The 20,796-nt window shown below is 47.8% G+C and carries 15 protein-coding genes and 1 pseudogene; 7 read left to right on the forward strand and 9 right to left on the reverse strand.

Annotation, left to right across the window (positions count from 1 at the left end):
- Positions 1 to 11: 11 nt before the first annotated feature.
- The 4 genes from addA to modA form a co-directional block, all read right to left on the reverse strand.
- Positions 12 to 3,704: a helicase-exonuclease AddAB subunit AddA gene (gene addA, locus M1E03_RS15620; protein ID WP_197407236.1), complete on the reverse strand. Its 3,693-nt coding sequence runs from the start codon at positions 3,702 to 3,704 to the stop codon at positions 12 to 14.
- Positions 3,691 to 7,191, reverse strand: a complete 3,501-nt coding sequence (gene addB / locus M1E03_RS15625; protein WP_043054268.1) for a helicase-exonuclease AddAB subunit AddB — start codon at positions 7,189 to 7,191, stop codon at positions 3,691 to 3,693. Before addB ends, addA begins: the two co-directional genes overlap by 14 nt.
- Before the next feature lie 109 nt (positions 7,192 to 7,300).
- Positions 7,301 to 7,957, reverse strand: coding sequence for a molybdate ABC transporter permease subunit (gene modB / locus M1E03_RS15630; RefSeq protein ID WP_035339021.1), 657 nt, complete (start codon positions 7,955 to 7,957; stop codon positions 7,301 to 7,303).
- Positions 7,958 to 7,965: 8 nt separating this feature from the next.
- A complete protein-coding gene (gene modA, locus M1E03_RS15635) occupies positions 7,966 to 8,724 on the reverse strand; it encodes a molybdate ABC transporter substrate-binding protein (RefSeq protein ID WP_043054577.1) in 759 nt (252 codons plus the stop codon).
- Between the two features lie 238 nt (positions 8,725 to 8,962).
- Between modA and M1E03_RS15640 the strand changes: the two genes are divergently transcribed.
- The 4 genes from M1E03_RS15640 (at position 8,963) to M1E03_RS15655 (ending at position 12,841) form a co-directional block, all read left to right on the forward strand.
- Positions 8,963 to 9,403, forward strand: coding sequence for a ferritin-like domain-containing protein (locus tag M1E03_RS15640; protein WP_020450867.1), 441 nt, complete (start codon positions 8,963 to 8,965; stop codon positions 9,401 to 9,403).
- A gap of 113 nt (positions 9,404 to 9,516) precedes the next feature.
- On the forward strand, positions 9,517 to 10,158 hold the full coding sequence (locus M1E03_RS15645) for a response regulator transcription factor (protein WP_231692506.1): 642 nt from the start codon (positions 9,517 to 9,519) through the stop codon (positions 10,156 to 10,158).
- Positions 10,155 to 11,522 (forward strand): sensor histidine kinase, encoded by a 1,368-nt coding sequence (locus M1E03_RS15650; RefSeq protein ID WP_003180417.1) that lies wholly within the window; start codon positions 10,155 to 10,157, stop codon positions 11,520 to 11,522. The genes M1E03_RS15645 and M1E03_RS15650 overlap by 4 nt, the downstream gene beginning before the upstream one ends.
- An 83-nt stretch (positions 11,523 to 11,605) precedes the next feature.
- Positions 11,606 to 12,841 (forward strand): cell wall-binding repeat-containing protein, encoded by a 1,236-nt coding sequence (locus M1E03_RS15655; protein ID WP_020450864.1) that lies wholly within the window; start codon positions 11,606 to 11,608, stop codon positions 12,839 to 12,841.
- Between the two features lie 20 nt (positions 12,842 to 12,861).
- Here the strand turns inward: M1E03_RS15655 and M1E03_RS15660 are convergent, their stop codons facing one another.
- On the reverse strand, positions 12,862 to 14,625 hold the full coding sequence (locus tag M1E03_RS15660; RefSeq protein ID WP_061576183.1) for an ABC transporter substrate-binding protein: 1,764 nt from the start codon (positions 14,623 to 14,625) through the stop codon (positions 12,862 to 12,864).
- A gap of 115 nt (positions 14,626 to 14,740) precedes the next feature.
- On the opposite strand from M1E03_RS15660, the gene M1E03_RS15665 reads away from it, so the two are divergent.
- Both M1E03_RS15665 and M1E03_RS15670 read left to right on the forward strand, forming a co-directional pair.
- Complete coding sequence (locus M1E03_RS15665; protein WP_026579934.1) at positions 14,741 to 15,943, forward strand: MDR family MFS transporter; 1,203 nt, start codon at positions 14,741 to 14,743, stop codon at positions 15,941 to 15,943.
- Between the two features lie 74 nt (positions 15,944 to 16,017).
- Positions 16,018 to 17,637 carry an AMP-binding protein gene (locus M1E03_RS15670; RefSeq protein ID WP_050821026.1) on the forward strand — a complete coding sequence of 540 codons (1,620 nt, stop codon included), beginning with the start codon at positions 16,018 to 16,020 and terminating at the stop codon, positions 17,635 to 17,637.
- 44 nt (positions 17,638 to 17,681) lie between these two features.
- Here the strand turns inward: M1E03_RS15670 and M1E03_RS15675 are convergent, their stop codons facing one another.
- Genes M1E03_RS15675 through M1E03_RS15685 form a run of 3 tightly spaced genes read right to left on the reverse strand, consistent with a single transcriptional unit; the run spans position 17,682 to position 18,775 of the window.
- Positions 17,682 to 18,251, reverse strand: a complete 570-nt coding sequence (locus tag M1E03_RS15675; protein WP_023856600.1) for a manganese catalase family protein — start codon at positions 18,249 to 18,251, stop codon at positions 17,682 to 17,684.
- A 21-nt stretch (positions 18,252 to 18,272) separates the two neighbouring features.
- Positions 18,273 to 18,536, reverse strand: a complete 264-nt coding sequence (locus M1E03_RS15680) for a spore coat protein CotJB (protein ID WP_020450859.1) — start codon at positions 18,534 to 18,536, stop codon at positions 18,273 to 18,275.
- A gap of 5 nt (positions 18,537 to 18,541) precedes the next feature.
- Positions 18,542 to 18,775, reverse strand: coding sequence for a spore coat associated protein CotJA (locus tag M1E03_RS15685; RefSeq protein WP_020450858.1), 234 nt, complete (start codon positions 18,773 to 18,775; stop codon positions 18,542 to 18,544).
- A gap of 209 nt (positions 18,776 to 18,984) precedes the next feature.
- Between M1E03_RS15685 and M1E03_RS15690 the strand changes: the two genes are divergently transcribed.
- Positions 18,985 to 20,139: an AbrB family transcriptional regulator gene (locus tag M1E03_RS15690; protein WP_041817178.1), complete on the forward strand. Its 1,155-nt coding sequence runs from the start codon at positions 18,985 to 18,987 to the stop codon at positions 20,137 to 20,139.
- Positions 20,140 to 20,163: 24 nt separating this feature from the next.
- Here M1E03_RS15690 and M1E03_RS15695 read toward each other — a convergent pair.
- Positions 20,164 to 20,274 (reverse strand): annotated as a pseudogene (locus M1E03_RS15695) (hypothetical protein); the annotation flags it as partial.
- Positions 20,275 to 20,796 lie beyond the last annotated feature (522 nt).

Raw genomic sequence — 20,796 nt, forward strand, 5'->3', positions numbered from 1 at the left:
CCGGTTTCATATTAAAATAAGAGCACATGTCCTCCGTCAAAAAAGTACAGTGCACGCCCTTTGAGCGGCATTTTAATCATCGTTTCAACGGCTCGTGCATAAAGCTGAATTTGTGTTTCGTAACGCTTCCTTAAAATCGGTTCGGCCCCTTCGAATCCGTTTCGGTACTTTCCGTGTATCCGGTCGGTTTTGTAATCAAGAAGGTAAAAACCGTCCTCCGTCTCGAATAAACAATCGATAATTCCCTGTATCAATACAGGTTCGTCGGCTGACTCAAGATCAGGATAAACCTCTTTGGCGGACAGCGTCATGTTAAAGGGAACTTCCCGTTCGACGCGGCGGGCGCCGAGAAGCTTTTGTCCGATTTCCGTATCAAAGAATGCGAGAATATCGTCTTCCTCAATCGCTGCCCGCTGGTCTTCTGTTAATAGCTCTTTCTCAACAAGCCTGTCTAGGAGGCGGCTGAGCTCATTCATTTCAAGCGCACGGGTCAGCGGAATATGCTGCATGACGGTGTGCATCGCCGTTCCCCGTTCGGAAGCGGTCAGGCCTTTAACCATCATAAAGGACGGCCGTTTAAACAGGAGAGCATCCTTGGTTGGGCGAATCAGCGAGCGGTCGCCGTACTCATCCTCATACTCCTTCTGCCTTTTCATTTCTGAGACAGACTGTTTTGTTCGGACTTTGGCGGCGTCTTTGTATGGATATGACCATGTCAGCCTTTCTCTGACTTGTTGCTCATACTCAAACGAACCATCGATCGGAAGCCCCATTTGAATTTGGGAGAGCCGGCCGTGTCTTTCTTCACCGGCCTGATCAATATCTTCTGCTTGAAGATCCGCGGCCGACAGCCAGCTGACCTGAAAGCGCGCCGGATGTTCACGGATCTCATCAATCACCAGCGGCGCGCCGGATTCATCCATATCTCTGTGTCTCATCAAAGCAGGTCCGATGAAATCCAGGTAAGATTTCGCCTGAAACCGTTCATAATCCGGAAGCAGCCACTCAGACCCCGCCGCTTGTGACCGCCAGTCGGCAAGCAGCTTTTCTTTATCCTTAGCCGTCCCGACCAGGTACAGCTTTTCCTTGGCCCGGGTAAGAGCGACATACAAGACGCGCAGCTCCTCTGATAAAAGCTCGCGGCGGAGCTTTTTCTTCATCGCGATCAGCGGCAGCGTCGGATAGCTGATCCGCCACTTCGGATGAATAAACTTCGTTCCGAAACCGAGTTCTTTATCCAGCAGATAAGACTTGTTCAAGTCCATCATATTAAAATTCCGTCCGAGACCGGCGGTAAATACGACAGGAAATTCAAGCCCTTTGCTTGAGTGGATCGTCATCAGCCGAACAACGTCTTCCTGTTCGCTCAGAGCTCTTGCCGTTCCGAGATCATCACCCCGCTCCTGCATCCGCTCAATAAACCTTAAAAAGCGGAACAAACCGCGGAACGATGTCGCTTCATAGGATCTTGCCCTGTCGTAAAGCGCGCGCAAATTGGCCTGCCGCTGTTTTCCGCCCGGCATTCCGCCGACATAATCCAAATACTTCGTATCCCGGTAGATTTCCCAGATCAGCTCTGCCACAGAGTGGTTTTTCGCATACGCTCTCCACTTTTTGAGCAGGGCGTCAAAGCGGCGAAGCTTTTCGCTGAGCCTCTCATCGCCATCTGCTGCAGCAAGGTATGCTTTCATCGCTTCGTAAAACGGCGCTTTTTTATCCTTGATTCTGATCAAGGAAAGCTCATTTTCGTCAAGACCTACAACAGGCGATCTGAGAACGGACGCAAGCGGGATGTCCTGATAAGCATTATCGATGATTTTTAATAAAGACAGTGTGACCGATACTTCTGTCGCTTCAAAATAACCCGTTGAGAGGTTCGCGTATACCGGAATCCCCTGCTGTTTAAACTCGTCCATAATTTGCGGCGCCCAAGGCATCGATCGCAAAAGCACCACGATATCACGGTACTGGATGTTCCGTGACGCTTTCGCTTTGGCATCATATACTTGAAATTTTTCTGTTATCAGCCTGCGGATTTGTCCGGCCATCGCTCTTGCTTCAAGCTGGACCGCCTCAAGCTCTTCAGCCTCTTCATCCTGCGCGCCGCTCTGGTTTTCGATGAGCAGAAGCTCCGTTTTTGTCGCTTCGTTCGACGGATAAGACGCGCCAAGCTTCAATTCGGCCTGTTCGTCATATTCGACTTCCCCGACCTTTTCTCCCATGAGCTGCTTGAATAAAAAGTTCGTGCTGTCCAAAATATCTGAACGGCTTCTGAAGTTTTTATTTAAATCGATTTTTTGACCGGAACCCGAGCCATCGTCTGTAAAGCGTTTATATTTCGAAAGGAACAAAAGCGGTTCTGCCAGGCGGAACCGGTAAATCGACTGCTTGACATCGCCCACCATAAACAGGTTCCCCTCATGCTCCTCTTTGGCGACGAGCTTTAAAATCGCTTCCTGGACCAAGTTCGTATCCTGATATTCATCAACAAGCACTTCATGGAACTGATGGCGGTAAAACTTCGCCGCTTCGCTCGGCACGGCTTCGCCGGCTTGGTTTTTCCCGGATAAAATCGCAAGGCAGTCGTGTTCAAGGTCTGAGAAATCGACGATCGCTTTTTCCTTTTTCGCGTCCGCAAACCGCTTGCCATACTCCAACACGAGCTGGACGAGCGTCTGAATGACCGGCTTCATTTCCCTCAAGCTCTCAAGGTGCTGCTCGGGAGTTCGCGTAAAATAATCGCTTTTCAGCTTTTCAAGTTGCTTTTTCGCGCTGTTGCGGAGATCTGCGGCCTCATCAACCAATCGAGGATCGTACGCATCTCCTTTGCACGGCTTCAATCTTTGAAACGAAACGGCCGGTACAAGCTCGTACAGAGCCGAAAAATCATTCTGCTGCTGAATCAGCCTGTCAATCTGCGCTAAATCATCGAGGAAATTTTCGGCGCGCGGCGCAGGCCCCCCTGGCTGCTTTGTCAAATCAAGCGCACGCGTCAGCTTTTGCCGCATCCCCTCCAGAACGAGTGCGATGTCTTCTTTAATGTAAGAATAAAACGGCAGAGCCTCAACTTTCGTATCTGAAGCCGCGTCATACAGATCAACAAATGTGTGAAGCCAGCCTTCCGGATCGGGATGCGAACGGGAAAACTCGTAGACCCGCTTGACGAGATGCTGCAAATCGAGGTCATGACGGTCTGTCGTATATCTGTCCACAAGTTCAAAAAAGGCCGGATCTTGCTTTTTGTATTCTTCTTCAAACAGCTCGTCCAGCACCTCATCGCCAAGCAGCTCGCCTTCCGTCTGATCGGCGATCCGGAAAGCCGGATCAACATCGATCAAATAATAGTATTTGCGGATGACTTGAAGACAGAATGAGTGCAATGTTGATATGCTCGCTTTGTTTAATAAAGCAAGCTGTCTGCGCAAATGAAGCGAACCCGGATTTTCGGCAAGCTCTTTTTCGAGCGCTTCGCCGATCCTGTGCTTCATTTCAGCCGCAGATGCATTCGTAAAGGTGACGACAAGCAGCCTGTCGACATCTACGGGATGTTCCTGATCCGTTATTTTCCGAATGATCCGCTCAACCAGCACGGCCGTTTTTCCGGAGCCGGCCGCTGCCGCAACTAAAATGTCCCGGCCGGATGAGACAATCGCCTTCCATTGGTCATCAGTCCAATTGCTGCCCTTCGGTTTAGAAATCTCCATCTGTCTCATCCTCCTTTTTCAGCCGCTCCAAAATCACGTTGTCTTTTTCGGGTTTTAATATCCGGTATTCGTTTTCCTCAAGCGATTCGTCAAACTGGCAGAATGACCGGTACGAACAATATGTGCACGGTGTCCGGTCTTTTAGCTTGTAAGGCTCGATCGACACTTTACCGTCTGTGATCTCCTCGCCGGCCTTCTGAAATGTCCGGCGGATATGGCGCCTTAATACATGAAAATCCTCTTCTGCAATAACGTCAGAATCCGAACGGAGCGAGCCGTCTTTTTTCAAGCCTGCGCTGATCATGTTCGACCTGCCTTGTTCCAGCGTGGTATCCATCAGCTTGACCGCTTCCTGGTCTCCCAAGAGCAGCCCTTTCATCTTGAACTTTTTGAAAATCTCTTTTTCTATTTCATCAAGGCCGAGCGGCACCGAAGCCTGGATCATCGGATCGTGCACATGAAAATAAAGCACGCCTGCAGGGGATGCCTTCATGCCGAGCCAATCGGTTGAATGTGTGATCGACAAATCGAGATATGTCAGCATTTGCAGGGCGAGGCCGTAATACACCTCGGCCAAATCGAGGCCTTTATCGCTTGATTTATAGTCGACAATCCTAAGCAGCAGCCCTTTTGAGCTCTCCGCTTTATCCACTCTGTCGATCCGGCCGACAAGCTCCATTGTGCAGCCGTTCTTCAAGGTAAAACGCATTGGAGGAAGCGGACCTTTCCCCCCGAATCCGAGCTCGATGCCGACGGGGGCAAACCCGCTTGCTTTTGCATGCTCGCTTAAAATGCCCGATACCCTGGCAATGATTTTTTGCAGCTTCTGCTTCACGTAATGATGACGGTTCGAACTGAGCAAAATCTCTTTTTGCAGCTTTGGCGCGAGCCGTTCAACTGCATCGCTTGACAAAGTCTCGCATTGGGCTTTCGTTAAGTCGCGCCAATCCAGTTTAAGCTCGTGAAGCCGATCTGAAATCAGCTTCAGCGCCGAGTGGAACAGCTGACCGATATCCGGAGCTTCAAGCTTGAAAAATTGACGTTCCTTCAGCTTTAAACCGTGCGAAGCAAAATGGGAAAACGGACAGGCTTTGAACGTCTCCATCCGCGACACGCTTCCCTGAATGTGCTCCCCATATAAATCGCGGCTCACATGCCGGTTCAAGTTTTCGACCTTGTTTCTGAAAAACAGGCTGGACAGGATATTTTGAGAAAAGATGCGGTCAGGCTCATTCATTAAAAAGTTGTATGTACTCCACCATACATCGCTGATCGCATACTGCCTCGTCCAAATGCCGAGCTGCCCTGCCAAATGGCTCAAGGCGGCGCCTTTATTCACGAGAAATTCAAGCTGGGCTTCGTCGTCCAGCTGCTCGGGTTCATGAATCAGCATCTTCTCTTCGCCGTCCGGGAACAGCTCATTCAGCCGTTTCACTACTGTTGAAGGAAGCAGCGTCTTCCCTTCCGAATCTGCGATCGGATAGGAGACATAGAGCTTTTCAGACGGGCTGGAAAGCGTCATGTAGATCAGAAAATTCTCATCCAAGAGCTGCTCTCGACCCGTCGCAGCCAGCTGTGCGCCGTTTCGTTTCAGCCACTCCCGGTCATCGTCTGAAAGCACGCCGTCGTCCGCAGGCCTCGCCGGAAGTATACCGTCGTTTACACCGATGAGAAATGTGCATTTCGTGCCGTACATCCTTGAAAGGTCCATATTGCCGATAAACACTTGATCAAGAGCGGGCGGAATCAGCGCGAATTTCAAAGACTCCAAGCCGGTTTCAATCATTTGCTGAAATAAAGCAAACGATATCCGCTCTGTGCCCATCATTTCAACAAACTCGTCCAACAGTTGAATAACGGCATCCCATACTTGCTCATGCTGGCGCGACTCTGCAATCCTACCGCTTTCTTCGGCCAGCCGCCTTTCCTGTTCAAGCTTCATCGGAACATCGGCTTCTTCAAGATAAAGGTAAACGGCTTCGGCCATTTCCCTGACGGTTTCAGCTTTTTTCAAGCGCTTCTGCAGCCTGTGGATCGGTGGAACGATCCAGCCCTTTAGTTCATTGAGCATATTTTCCGTTTCAATCTCTTTGTCTGTCTTGGCAAAATCCTCATCCAGTGAAGAGTACCTTCTGTAAACAAACGGATCTTTGCTTGTCCATCTGTCTCCTTTAATGCCATACGCAATACAGTAGTTTTCAAGCTGGTCAATCTGTTCGCGCAGCCGTTCCTTCGGCTGTCCTTCCGGGAATAAAAGTTCCGTTTTGACACAGCGGAACACCGCTTCATACCGCCAGTTTCCTTTAATGATATCAAGCGTCGAACGGATCAGCTCAATGAGCGGATGATTTTGCATCGATTCCTTGCCGTCTATGAAAAAAGGAAGTTCACAGTCTTTAAAAACTTCTTTTATCGTATCTTTATAATCTTCAACATTCCGGGCAATAACGGCGATATCCCTAAGCCTGAAGCGGCCCTGGCGAATTAAAGAATGAATCTCGCGCGCAATTCCTTCAATCTCGGTTCTTCTGTTCGACGCCTGCATGATGCGGAGCGATTCCGTCCGTCCGCGATACGGTTTTGCAGGACGCTCGTCAAAATAGCGTTCAAGGTGCCGGAGCTCCGAATGTTGCTGGTGCCGTTTCGTTTCTTCCAGCCGCACTTCTGACGGATCAAGGCCAAGTTCCTTCGCCTTCTGGTAAAGGTCATAGTACGCCTTCCCGGTCATTCTGAACAGATGGAGCTCATTCGGGCTGTTGGCCGTAAACGGCTGATCCGCCGTCAGCGAAAAAGTGATCTCCTCCGCATGTACCATCAGCTGTTCCAGCACGTTCATCTCCTGCGGCGTAAATTGGTGAAATCCGTCCACGTAAACGGCAGCGTTTCTAATCTCATCCGCATACGGAATCTGCTCGGCCAAAAGCGTCAAATAATCCTCAGATTGAACATATTGATTCTCCAGATTTTCCTCAAGCTTGCTGTATAAAATATATAAGTCGTGCAATTTATCGGAAAGGATCCGTTCATCTTCGTATTCCGATTTGCCCGTCCCCTCTATCATGTCCCGGATGCTTTCAGGCTGCAGACAATGCCGTTTAAATTCGGTCAGCATCCGTTCCACCTGCTCCGTAAATCCGCTTTTATCGCTTGCGTTTTGATAGACTTTAAACTCGCCCTTATGCTCTTCAATCAGTCTCCGCAGCAGCATCTGAATGCCCGTCCCCGTCAAAAACGGCCGATTCATGCCTCCGGTATGCTGGAGCACTCGCCAGGCAAGCCTTGAAAAACTGTACACTTGGGCGCGGATAGTTCCGCCCAAATCGGGTGTTTTGCTAAGCTCGTATTCCATTAAAAACGTCATTTGATCCGGGACTAGAAAAATGATCGGTTTTCCGAGCGGTTCATCGCGAAGTTTTTCTCTGATTTCATTCAGGATAAAGGTCGTTTTCCCACTCCCGGATCTGCCTGATAAAAATACTGCTCCCACTAAGCTCGTCTCCTTTCTGTTTCTTACTCTTTATTCTATCGAAACATCTGCAAAATAACCATTCTCCAAAACTGGGAAAAAACCGTATGAGCACTTGCACCCCATACGGCTATTTTTGCTTGAACTGCACAAAAAACAGCATCAAAAACGAGATGATCGCGATAGAGGCGACCCACATCCATGCCAGCGTCATATTTCCCGAATCGATCGCCAAGTATATCGCCGTAGGCACCGTCTGCGTCACCCCCGGGATGATACCCGCAAACATCAGCGTTGCGCCAAACTCGCCCAGCGCCCTCGCAAAGCTGAGCACAATCCCCGTCATGATTCCATTTGATGCGAGGGGAACGGTGACAAAGAGGAACACCCTCCACTCGCTTGCTCCATCAACCCTCGCGGCATCCTCGATATCGCGGTCGACAGCCGAAAATCCTGATTTTGCTGACTGATACATTAACGGGAACGCGACAACCGCAGCGGCGATCACGGCTGCCCACCAGGTAAAAATAACCGGTGCTTGAAATACGTTTTCTATCAAGCGTCCGATCATGCTCTGCCTTCCGAAGATCACGATTAAAAAGAATCCGACAACGGTCGGCGGCAGAACGAGCGGCAGCATCATTACCGTCTCGATAACAGACTTGCCTTTAAAGTTTCTGTTCGCCAGGAGCCTCGCCGCAGCAGTTCCAAGCAAAACTGCGATGATGCCCGCTGCGACTGATACTTGAATTGAAATTTCAATCGGGGAAAAGAATTCCTCAAGCATAACGGCGGTCAGCCCTTCTTAAATCCGTACTTTTCCATTGCCTTAACGGCTTGGTCGCTTTGCAGGAATTGATAAAATTCCTCAGACTGTTCCCTGTGCTTTGTATTTTTTACAATTCCGAGCGGGTAGACAATCGGTGTATGCAGATCGCTTTTCGCCGTCTCGACAGTCTCGACCTGATCTGATGAAAGGGCGTCCGTCCGGTAAACGATTCCGGCATCCGCGTTGCCTGTTTCGATATAAGAAAGGACCTGCCTTACATCTTTGCAGTAGACGATTTTAGATTGCACTTTAGACCATACGTCAAGGTTCGTCAACGTTTCTTTTGCGTATTTTCCGGCTGGCACTGATTCGGGTTTTCCGACCGCAAGTTTTTCGATTTTGCCCTCCGCCAAATCTTTGAAGCTGTTGACATGCTGATTTTTCCCTTTCGGAACGATCAGCACCAGACTGTTTTCGACCAGCTTGACAGAGTCTTTTTTGTCAATTAACCCCTGATTAACTACTCTATTAAATTTGTCCTCGGCGGCAGAAAAAAACAAGTCAGCCGGAGCGCCCTGTTCGATCTGCTGCTGCAATGCACCCGATGAACCAAAATTAAACTTTATGGAGACATTCGGATGATCTTTCTCATATACGGAGGAAAGTTCCGCTAATACATCTTTGAGACTCGCAGCCGCGGAAACCGTAATTTGAACTTTTTCAGACTTCCCCTTGGCTGATCCCCCTTTTTCCGCCTGGCAGCCGGCGAACAAAACAACCGACATCAATAAAGCCACGGCCGTCAATATTACCTTTTTCAATAGTCTCACTCCATTTTGATATGTATGTCATTAATTCGGCACTAACAACCATTTTACGTCAAACTTCATTTTTTTAAAATAGATTGTGCTCACCGCACATCATTTTGACACATGTTCGAGGCTCAACCTTCCATAGGCACATGCATGCAAGCACATACATATAATGACAGGACGTCAAATATAAAGTGTTGAGGTGAAAAAGATGTGGTATGTTCAGCCGTATCTTCCCGCCTATCCCGCCAGGCAAAACGACAAGCTGATCAAGGATCTTGAAAAAGCGGTAAACGGAGAGCACAGCGCGGTCGTCTGCTATCAAAAAATCGCCCAAAAGGCGCCGGATTCCGAAACAAAAAAGCGGATTTTAGAAATCAGACAAGATGAAATTCGCCACTTTAATGCGTTCCTAACATTTTATACGTCTCTTACCGGCCGAAAGCCTGACATTTCCATAACTGAGCCTTGTCCGGAACAGTATCGAAACGCGCTGGAGTTCGCATTTAAAGACGAACAGGAAACGGTTGATTTTTATTTGGACATCGCAGACTATGTGAAAGACCGGGCGATACGGGAGGCGTTCAAGCGGGCGGCAGCTGACGAACAAAACCATGCAGTCTGGTTTTTATACTTCTTAACAAAGAGATGATCCGCCTTGATCAATATACCCTTATAGGGTATATTTTTAAAATAGCGGACTTTTATTTTGACTAAAGAGGTGCTAAAACATTGAACGTGCTGCTTGTCGATGATGAAATCCGGATGCTCGATCTGCTGGAGCTTTATTTAGAACATTATTCGTGCACAAAAGCCGCCACCGGAAAAGAAGCCCTGGATTTAATAAAAATGAACAATTTTGATCTTGTTATTCTCGATATTATGATGCCTGAGATGGACGGATGGATGGTGTGCCAAGAGATCCGCAGATTGACAAACGTTCCGATTATCATGCTCACCGCCAAAAACGGGCAGGATGACATTGTGCGCGGATTGAATTGCGGAGCAGACGATTATTTAACAAAACCGTTCAGCGAAAAAGTGCTGCTTGCCAGAATAGAAGCTGTCCTGCGCAGGACCCGTCGGTTTCATGAAATCCGGTTCCGCGGTTTAATCTGGAATAAACAGCATCATACCCTGCATGTCAATCAACGGGAAATCGGCATTACGCCAAGTGAATTCGATCTGCTCGGGACGCTCTTAAACCACACGGATCAAGCGCTTTCGAGAGACCAATTGATTGAGAACATCTGGGGGTTCAACTCTGATATCGAGCCCCGCACCATCGATTCACACATGAGAAATTTGCGAAACCGATTGAAAAAAGCTGGCTTTCCGGTTGAAGATCATCTCCGGACCGTCTACGGCGTCGGCTACAAATGGACAAGCAAAGGAACCGGAGCATGAAAAAGATTTCATTTAAGCTCGCAGGTTCATTTTTCATTTTAATCCTTTTCATCGAAACCATCCTTTTTGCGGCGCTGTATACAACGATTATCAACACAAGAATAAACGAAGAAATCCGCGCGCTCCAACTAAGGGGCAACAGCCACAGAGACGTCCTCGAAAAACATTTTGACAAAAGGACGATAGACCACGTCACCCTGATGGAAACCGAAGCCCGGACAAACGTAATCATAACGGACCAAAATAGACGCGTATTGGCGCAGTCTGCCCGGGGAGACATGACGGAACACCTTCATTTCGAAGAAAAACACATCCCGAGGAAAGGGACCGCTTTATCGTCCCATTGGAATACATCAAAGTATATTTGTACGATCAGTCCGATCATGAACGGACGGGAAACGGCCGGCTACGTCTTCATGTATTTGGAGACCTCCTCGATAAAAGCCTTGGTGGCAAGCATTACGAAGCGGTTTTTCCTCAGCTTTGGCTTAACCGGCGTCTTAACTGCCGCAGCTATTCTTTGGTTCAGCCGTGTATTAGCGAAGCCGATTATTAAACTGAAGGAAGCAACCGAAAGTATCAAAAACGGTCAAGCTTCGATTCCGCTTGATATCAAACGGAACGATGAACTCGGCGAGCTCGCCGCATCAATCGAAAGCCTTTCTTCAAATCTCAGCAGGCTTCAAAAAGAACGAAACGATTTTCTGTCAAGCGTCGCTCATGAGCTGCGGACTCCGATCACATATATAAAAGGCTACACAGATGTCGCGATGAGAGATAAACTCGATCCACAAGCCAGAAATCAGTACTTGTCGATCATCAAAGAGGAAGCGGACAATTTAAACACCCTTGTTGACGATTTATTTTTGCTGACAAAACTGAAACAGCCCGGATTTCAAATCAGTAAGAAAAAGGTTCACCTGCACACATTCATAAAAAAAGAAGTTCAGAAAGCGGCAGTCGCTTTTTCGGAAAAACGAATCAGCCTTTCGTTCGACATCCCGGCGGATCTTTATGTCTCAGTCGATGAAGTCCGTTTTTCACAAGTGATCTCAAATTTGCTGAACAACGCCCGCCAATACTCCGATCCTGATTCAATAGCATCCGTCACCGCAACAAAAGCAGAGGATCAGGTCAAGATTACGATAGCGGACGAAGGCTGCGGCATTCCGGAAGAAGAACGGGATTATATTTTTGAGCGCTTTTACCGGGTCGATAAGTCGAGATCGAGACAAACCGGCGGTACCGGGCTGGGCCTGGCCATCGCGAAAGAAATCGTCGAGCTTCACGGCGGTCAGATTGCAATAAAAAACAGAACCCCGAAAGGAAGCGAATTTATCATCACGCTGCCTTCTAATATGTAACAAATGTCGAGATGTCTGCACCAGTTTTGCACATTTCCCGGGTATACTACTCAGTAATCTGGACCAAAAAGGAGGAAAACACCATGAAATTGAAATCCGGTTTACTTTTTGTCATGCTTGTTTTCGCGCTTCCGCTCGCAGCATGCCAAAATTCCGGCTCGGGAAAGACGGACGGACATAAGGAGCATCATACAAAGAATCATTCGGAGATGAAAGAAAAAGACGCCGTTTCTCTTCCGAATGATTTCAATAAGCGGGCGGAAGAAGGGCTTCTGGTGAAAAACACAAAGAACACGACAAGACTTGACGCGAATACACCGGAAGAAATGAGCATCAAAACCTCTCAAACGATATGGCCGGCCACTCATAAACAAAACAGGCCGGGCGCAGTGATTTTAGTTTCGGGCGGATCATGGCAGGCAGCTCTTGCATCAGCTGATCTGATCCATCACCCGAATAACGGACCTGTTTTAATCGCGGAAAAAGGGAAAATCTCCGGGCAGATTCAGAATGAAATCAAGCGCTTGAACCCGACGGGCACTTCAGACGGAACGCAAATCATGGCTGTCGGAGAATTCGATTCACTTCAAGCTTTGAACTCTTTTAAAATAAAAGAGCTGAAAGGGAAGAACGAGGCTGATCTGGCAAAAGAGATTGACAAAGAATACGCGGATGCAGCCGATGAGTATCCGAAAAGCGTTATCATCGGATCATCCGAGGAAGATGCGGAACTTTATTCGCTCCCGGCTGTAAACTGGATCGCCCACATGCCTGAGCCGATCCTGTACGTGAACAAAAAAGGCATTCCCGAAGAGACGGCCGCAGCATTAAAGAAAAGGGACGGCAAAGCAAACATCTATATTCTCGGCCCTAAAAAAGCCGTTTCAGAAAAAACGGAGGATGCATTAAAGGAATATGGAACAGTCAAAAGAATTTCCGGAGATACGCCTGTCGCAAATTCGATTGCGTTTGCGAAATTCAGCGATAAAAACACCGGTTTTGGGTGGGGAATCACAGATCCGGGACACGGACTGTCCTTCGCATCAACGGCCGCGCCCGAGCTGGCGCTTGCCGGAGCGCCATTTTCCCATTTGGGAAAACACGCTCCTCTGCTTTTACTCAAAAATGGACAGGCAGACAGTACGATGTACAGCTATTTATCCGAGATCGAGCCTTCTTTTCGGGACAGACCGCAGGACGGCCCTTATAACCATGCATTCATTCTCGGATCAGAAAATGAGATTTCATTTCGAACGCAAGGCGTTCTTGATGACATATTGGAAATTAAGTCAGTGGATGGAGGACATTCCGGTCATTAAGAAACACAATGGAGGGGCTCTTACAGAAGAGCCTCTTTTTTGTACCAGATGCCGTAAAAATCAATCCATCCTTCTTCGTTAAGCACAATGCCTTGAATGGCTTCCCCCGCTTTAACGCGAATATTGTTTTGATATAGCGGAATCGTGTAAACCTCTTCTGCCAAGGCGCGGTCCGCCTCACACAGAAGGCTGATCCGCTTGGAATGCTCATCAATGAAACGAAGCTGATCCCTCATCAAGGCGGACTTCCTCTGCCATTCCCCCGGCATATGGACGTGTAAAAAGCTGTTTTCCGTTAAAAGGAGGTGCAGCCAGCTCATTTCTTCCGAACGTCCGAATGTCGCACTGTCGTGAATCAAATCGGCTTTTGCGATCACTTCTTCCTTCATGAGCTCATCCGCTTTCATATAACAAACCTCTAGTGCGATGCCGTACCGCCTGCACCTCTTTTGGATCCATGACGCATCCTCCCGGTGATCCGGTTCGGAAAACGTATAAAGCCGAAGCGGATCGCCTTTGTAATGGCCTTCCATAAGCAGCTTGCCGATGTCGTCGTCCCCGGATTCAGGCGGAAGATCCCGGTTTAGAAAGCCTCCCGCCGGAGCCGTCCGTTGTCCGGCTAATTCACTGACCATATGTGAAGGGGAAATGATTTGCCGCAAAGCCTTCCTGAACGCCTTATGCTTGAGAGGCCCCGATTTGTTTGCATTCACCGAGATGTACTGAACATTCCTTTCCTCGTGCCATTCATCGAAAACCTGACTTTGTTCTTCTTTTTCCATATAAAAACCGTAGTCGACAAGAGAAAAATTGCCATCCATATACCATAGTTCGATCCGGTCTAAAAAAGCCCGTCCTTGAAAATATCGCTCATGCGCTTCAAGCCCGAGAATCCGGTCATCCCGGCGGACAAGTCTGAAAGGACCCGTCCCGATCAACAGTCCGTCATTCTGATGGCGGTTTAAAATAGACAGCCTTTCATCGCAAAGATGATGCAAAAACAGCGAGTTTTTTGCCTTTAAACAAATATCAAAACTATATTTATCCCTGACCGCAACATTTCCGATATCCTCTACGAGCCATTTGCATTTATTTTCATCATCCAGCATAAAACGCTCAAACGAGTATTTAACATCCTCAGCTGTCAATGTTGTGCCATCATGGAAATAGATCCCTTTCCTCAAATAGAACGTCCACGTTTTTTGGTCGGCGTCACATTCCCAGTGGTGGGCAAGATGCGGCATAAAACCTCCTTCCTTTTCATTAAAACGGATCAATGTATCACATACCTGCTTAACGACATGGCTCTCTGAACGCAGATAAATACGGCACGGATCAAGACGCTTAAAATGCTCTGGCTCCATCGCGGTCATGAGCCTCAGCACATCTTTTTGCTTGCTGCCCTCCGATTCGGTCTGAAAGCCGAAAACGCGCTCAAGCCACTCTTTATATGACGGCAATGCGTCCGGACACGAATGCTGATATGCTTCGAGAAGGTGTCTCGCCCGGTCGATTTTACCTTCTTTCGTATCATTTTTCGCCGTTTCAAGCAGCAGTTCACAAGGTTCTTTTAAAAAGCGGATTTCTGATTTGTTTCCTCTCCCCCTTCCCCTTTTCCAAGCAATCCACTGCAAACCTTCAAGTTTCGCTAAAATCAGTTTTGCGTTCCTCGGTGTGCAATACAGAATATCCGCGATTTCACTGACTGAAATCTCTTCTGCCTCCCCTTCGCTTTCGCATTTAATTCCCGCGGTAAGTTCCATGTAATGTTCGATCGATTTCATCTCCGTTATCCCCCTCTTTATAAAAGGGGAAATTTCTCCCCTGGTTTTCTGTCCTTTTTACTGATGATTTTCCATTTTACACTAATTGCACTGCTATGTTGAAGGAGGATATGAAATGAACCGTTTAAAACAAAGGTACGGTTCTCCCGTGCTGATTTGCTTCTTCGGAGAGTTCCTGACCGGAATAACGGGAGCCATGCTGGCCCCTTTCCTCCTTTTTTATCTGTATGATGTGCTTGGAACTGGCATATTGCCGGTGATGCTCGTCATCGGAGCAAGACCGCTGACCGAGGTCGCGGTGACGCTTGTCGCAGGAGGACTGACGGATCGGATCGGAAGACGGAAGGTGATCCTGACGGCGCTCGCCTTTCAGACTGTTTCTGCCGCCGGTTTTATGATGGCAGATCACATTTGGCTGTTCGCTCTTTTTTATGTGCTGAACGGCATCGGGGGAGCTTTGTACATCCCTGCGCAGCGGGCCCAAATAACGGACAGCACCGAAAGCGGGCGTCGCTCTGAAGCGTTCGCTGTCCTTCATGCCATTGAAGGGTTGGGCGCAGCGGTCGGTCCGGCCGCCGGACTTGCAGTCTATTCCTATCAGCCAAGCCTGATGTTCGGCTTTCAGGCATGTGCGTTTTTTCTCTATTGGCTTGTTGTTTATTTTAAAATGCCCGAGGTATGGCGGTCAAAAAGGCAAAAGGAGATTTTGGAGAGGGAAAAACTTCTTTCCGCAAAAAAGGTATTTTTTCAGCACCGTCCGGTTCTGTCCTTGATGTTCTTGTCGGTCCCCGTCAGCCTGTTCTATGCTCAACTGGAGTCAAACTACCGCCTTTATCTCGAAACTCTTTTTGAAGATTTCCTATTCATCTTGACTGTTTATACAGTGTGCCGCGCCCTTCTTAGCATTACGATGCAAATTCCGCTTGTCAAATGGACGGAAGGACTGAACATCCAAACGGTCGTTTCCATATCATATGTATGCTACGCTGTGGCAGCAATTGGTTTCGCTTTTTCATCATCGATCTTTTGGCTGCTCTCGACTGCCGTTTTATTTACGGCGGCAGAAAGCATGCTGCTGAATCACATGCAAACCTTTGTCTCGCGCCTTGCTCCCGATCATATGCGGGGCAGATATTTTGCATTTTTCGGCCTGCATTGGGATATTTCCCGGACAATCGGTCCTTTTTTAGGCGGGATGATGTTCATCAAGTTCGGCGGGGCAGCGCTATTTCTTGCTATTGCAGGAATCGTGGCTGCCGGCGGAATTGCACAATACCGAACAGTATTAACATTATCTTCCCGACTAAGAAAAAACTAATTCTTTATAGTACCTGGTACTAGAACAAAGTGCTATAATAGAAACAGTTTTTATTCGGGAGGCAAGGAGGCATTATGATTACATTAAAAAAACAAACGATCGGCGGGCTTTTAAAATCAACCGCCGGCCGGTTTCCGAATCATGAAGCGGTTGTATATTCTGAGCTCGATTTAAGATATTCGTATCAGGAGCTTGTTGAAGAAACCTCTAAAATTGCAAAAGGGCTGCTCGCGCTCGGCATTCAAAAAGGAGAGCATGTCGCCATCTGGGCATCCAATATACCGGAATGGCTTCTGCTCCAGTTTGCGACGGCAAGAATCGGCGCTGTGCTCGTCACCGTCAATACAAGCTATCAGGCGAGAGAACTTGAGTACTTATTGGAACATTCCGATTCCACCACCCTCTTTCTAATGGACGGATACAAAGGAACATCCTATATCGATATGGTCGACGAGATCATGAAAAATCCGGAAAAGCTGCCGAAGCTGAAAAATCTCGTCTACCTTGGCAAGAATAAAGTCCCTGAACATATGACGGCTTTTGCCGACATCGCCAAACTGGGCGAAACGGTCTCTGATGCCGACCTTTTCGAAAGAGAGCAATCACTCACACACGATGATGTGATCAATATGCAGTATACGTCGGGAACAACAGGCTTTCCAAAAGGTGTGATGCTGACTCACTACAATATCGTCAATAATGCGGCGATCGTTGCCGACAGAATGGGGCTGACGAGCGAAGACAGGCTGTGCATTCCGGTTCCTCTGTTTCACTGCTTCGGCTGTGTGCTAAGCACGCTTGCCTGTGTCGCGTCAGGCGCGGCCATGCTGCCGATCATCGAATTCAAACCGGACATCGTCCTGCAAACGGTCGAAAAAGAGCGATGTACAGGACTGCAGGGTGTGCCGACAATGTTTATCGCCGAGCTCACCCACCCCGATTTTGCAAACTATGACCTATCTTCATTGCGGACCGGGATCATGGCAGGCTCCCCGTGTCCTAAAGAAGTGATGAAAAAAGTGATGAAGCAAATGAATATGACGGATATCACAATCGCATACGGACAAACGGAGTCTTCACCCGTGATTACGCAGACAACGGTCACCGACACGCTCGAACGCCGCGTTGAAACCGTCGGTAAAGTGCATCCGCATGTAGAAATGAAAATTGTGGATCCTGACACGGGGGAAACGCTCGCACCGGACGAGCAAGGCGAACTGTGCACAAGAGGATACCTCGTCATGAAGGGATACTATAAAATGGACGAAGCCACCAAAAAGGTCATTGATGAAGACGGCTGGCTCCATACCGGCGATTTGGCCGAAATGGACCGGGACGGATACGTGAGGATTACCGGCCGCTTAAAAGATATGATCGTCCGCGGCGGTGAAAACATATACCCGCGTGAAATAGAGGAATTCCTTTATGAACATGAGGATATTGTCGATGTACAGGTTGTCGGCGTCCCTGATGAAAAATACGGGGAAAAAACGGCGGCCTTTATTAAATGCAAACCGGGCAAAAAGCTGACGCTTGAAGATGTCAGAGATTTTTGCAAAGGACAGCTTTCATATTACAAAATTCCGGAGTACGTATTTCTGATCGACGAATACCCGCTGACCGCTTCCGGAAAAGTCCAAAAGTATGTGCTTCGCGACCGCGCAGAAGAGCTGCTTGCGAGCCCTGTGCAGTAAACAAAAAGCCGAAAATACCAATCGTATTTTCGGCTTTTTGCTGTTTAAAATACTTTTTTACTGTCGCGCTCTTCCTTCAAAATTTCGACAGCTTCGCGGAAGCGCTGTGAATGAACGATTTCCCTTTCCCGTAAAAATGCCAGCCCGTCATTTAAATCCGGATCATCCGACATGTCAATCAGCCATTGATACGTAGCCCTCGCTTTTTCTTCAGCCGCTATATCTTCATATAAATCGGCAATCGGATCGCCTTTTGCCTGGATGTATGTAGCGGTGAACGGAACGCCGGCAGCGTTATGGTAAAACAGGGCTTTGTCATGGTCTGCGTAATGATCGCCGAGCCCGGCTTCCTTCATCTGTTCGGGTGTCGCGTCTTTTGTTAATTTATATACCATCGTCGCAATCATTTCAAGGTGAGCAAACTCTTCCGTACCGATGTCCGTCAGCAGTCCGACGACTTTGTCAGGAATGCTGTAGCGCTGGTTCAAATAGCGAAGCGCCGCAGCCAATTCGCCGTCCGCTCCGCCGTATTGCTCAATCAAAAATTTGGCAAGTCTCGGATTGCATTCTCTCACCCTAACAGGATACTGCAGTTTTTTCTCATAAAGCCACATGAACCTGACTCCCTTCCTCTATTAAACTTGCCACGGCCAGGGACTTTTTTTCCAGCTCCAATAGGATTCCGTCTGATCCGGGCTCCCTTGCGTCAAAGGGCCGTATTTTGATTCAAACTTCGCTTTCAGTTTTCTTGAATATCCGGCATACTGGTTGTATTGTCTGATGGCGTCGGTATCATCGGGATGTGTATCAAGGTAAAGCATCAGCTCAACGATGACAAAATCGACGGCCTGAATTTCATGGAGCCTTTGATAATAGTCTTGCGGTAAAGAGTTCGTCACCCCCCTTACCTCCCATCTTCATACGGATTTTCATAATGATCGTAAAATACGGGCCAAAGCGTCCCTTTTTGCAGCGCCTCCATCGGGGAAAACTGCGGAAGGCCGCGGGGCTGAAAACCTAGATATAGATTTGGAGGGGTTCTGTAATATCTTTTACCGATCGGAGGACACGGATCAAAAGCGCTGTGAAACGGACGATACGATTTGACTTTGGTGAATGATTCCTTGGAATGTTTCATATCGGTTCACCTCTATTTGTGATCGAATCTAATTTAATGTATTCATATGTTCCATCTGTTATGTTCAAAAATGAACGATCAGTTTTTCTTATTAATCTTTTAAATAAATTCGTATTTTACCAATCACTAAAATTATTATATAGTGATATATAGAAATACTTTACTTAGTGAACAAAATGATTGCAGTAATCAGGAAGAAGGTTTTTCATTTGAGGGAAAAAAGAGATTTCCTTCGGGATATATTATTGATATTAATCAGCAGTTTTGGGGGATTTCTTCTCTCTTTGACCGGCATGACGATCGGCTGGATGGTCGGCACAATGACAGCAGCCGCTTGTCTGTCGCTGTTTCGCCCGTCACCGTTAAAGGCTGCTGTCAGACAAAACGGCATCCATCATGGCTGGCTTCAGTTCGGCCAAATGCTATTGGGAATTGAGCTCGGCCAGAAAATCAATATGTCCGTGATTTCGATTTTTAAGGAAAATTGGCTGATTGTCGGCGTCATGCTCCTCCTTTCCGTCGTGTTCGCCATGCTGTCGGGCTTTGTCTTATGGAGGTTCAGCAAGACCGATATGCTGACGAGTTTTGTGGGAACGGCCCCCGGCGGGCTTTCCGCGATGCCGGGCATCGCTCAGGAAGTGGGAGCGAACACGGCAATCGTCAGTCTCGTGCAGATGATACGTGTGCTTCTGGTCGTCATGACCATTCCTTTTTTCGTTTTTTTCATAAATGCGAAGCAGCCTGACGCCCATACTGCCGGCAGCCAAGTGATCGCCGCGGGAACATCGGCTTTTGAAGCGCCTCATATCGCATGGACTGCGCTGATCGTGCTGGGCGGATTCGGGGTATGCAAAGCGATGAAAGCACTGCGGTTTCCGGCGCCATGGCTGCTCGGAAGCATGACCGGTGCGGCCGTTCTGCAAATCGCAGGCGCTTCAATGACCGGGCTCAGCGCAACAGCCTGGTGGCCCCACGGCTTTTCAGTGCTGTCGCAAATTTGTCTCGGCGCGACGATCGGTTCAAAAATCAGCAAAGAAATGTTTATCGGCGTCAGAAAAACGCTGATCGTCGCACTTGCCAGCTCCGTCGGACTGATCATTGCGATGATTTTAAGCGCCGCCGTCACCGCTAAAGCGGCAGGCATTTCCCTGACAACGGCCATATTGGCGTTTGCTCCGGGGGGAATCGCGGAAATGGCGACAACATCTGTCACGCTTCACGCCGACTCTACGTTCGTCGTCGCCGTCCAAGTGTTGCGGGTGGTGCTCGTGATCGCGATGCTTCCTCCATTCTTCCGATTGCTTCATCAAAAGTCGGAAAAATATTCACACCCCCGCATGAAAAAAGCCCGAGCTGAAGGCTGATCCCTTCGCTCGGGCTTTATTTTTTCATTCAAATTCCGGCAGCCAGTCGCCGTGTGCTTCGATCAATTCATCGCACATGCTTACAATATCATCCATCGATAATTCCGCAGCCGTATGCGGATCAAGCAACGCAGCTAGGACTTCTCTAGATGCGGCTGCTGTTCGTGAAGCTGCTTATCTGAATCCTTGCCTCATCAGACATTACTTCCCAAAACATCAGAGGTTGAACACATAGATTAACTTAGATTCTAACATCCTTGACATAGCCTCAAACCCACCAAACCCAAAGGAAAAAATTATTAATTGGATTAATAGTCTATTCAATTTATGGATTCAAAATAAGACATGGAACTATTGGCAATTGAAATTTTAATAGAGCAGACAGCAGCCTGCTCTATTAGTTGTTTTTTTTCTGTATGTTTTTCATAGTTGCCTTATATAACCGTCGTGAAACGATATATGCTACATTTATTAGCAAATACAAAATAAACAAAAATAAAGATACTAAGAATACACCATTATTCCGTATAACAATCTCCTGAGAATTCATTGAATAAATTAATACATATAGATAAAAAACACAAAACATCAACAAAGCTTCAATAATAAAATTGAGAAATCTCCTTTTTTTCAATAAAATCTGAGAAAATACTACGT

It is taken from the genome of Bacillus sp. PK6-013 (assembly GCF_054161445.1).

Excerpts from the sequence above, each read along its gene's own strand:
- addA (WP_197407236.1), bottom strand. The coding sequence starts at position 3,704 with ATGGAGATTTCTAAACCGAAGGGCAGCAATTGGACTGATGACCAATGG.
- modB (WP_035339021.1), bottom strand. The coding sequence starts at position 7,957 with ATGCTTGAGGAATTCTTTTCCCCGATTGAAATTTCAATTCAAGTATCA.
- modA (WP_043054577.1), bottom strand. The coding sequence starts at position 8,724 with ATGTCGGTTGTTTTGTTCGCCGGCTGCCAGGCGGAAAAAGGGGGATCA.
- M1E03_RS15640 (WP_020450867.1), top strand. The coding sequence starts at position 8,963 with ATGTGGTATGTTCAGCCGTATCTTCCCGCCTATCCCGCCAGGCAAAAC.
- M1E03_RS15645 (WP_231692506.1), top strand. The coding sequence starts at position 9,517 with ATGCTCGATCTGCTGGAGCTTTATTTAGAACATTATTCGTGCACAAAA.
- M1E03_RS15650 (WP_003180417.1), top strand. The coding sequence starts at position 10,155 with ATGAAAAAGATTTCATTTAAGCTCGCAGGTTCATTTTTCATTTTAATC.
- M1E03_RS15655 (WP_020450864.1), top strand. The coding sequence starts at position 11,606 with ATGAAATTGAAATCCGGTTTACTTTTTGTCATGCTTGTTTTCGCGCTT.
- M1E03_RS15660 (WP_061576183.1), bottom strand. The coding sequence starts at position 14,625 with ATGAAATCGATCGAACATTACATGGAACTTACCGCGGGAATTAAATGC.
- M1E03_RS15665 (WP_026579934.1), top strand. The coding sequence starts at position 14,741 with ATGAACCGTTTAAAACAAAGGTACGGTTCTCCCGTGCTGATTTGCTTC.
- M1E03_RS15670 (WP_050821026.1), top strand. The coding sequence starts at position 16,018 with ATGATTACATTAAAAAAACAAACGATCGGCGGGCTTTTAAAATCAACC.
- M1E03_RS15675 (WP_023856600.1), bottom strand. The coding sequence starts at position 18,251 with ATGTGGCTTTATGAGAAAAAACTGCAGTATCCTGTTAGGGTGAGAGAA.
- M1E03_RS15685 (WP_020450858.1), bottom strand. The coding sequence starts at position 18,775 with ATGAAACATTCCAAGGAATCATTCACCAAAGTCAAATCGTATCGTCCG.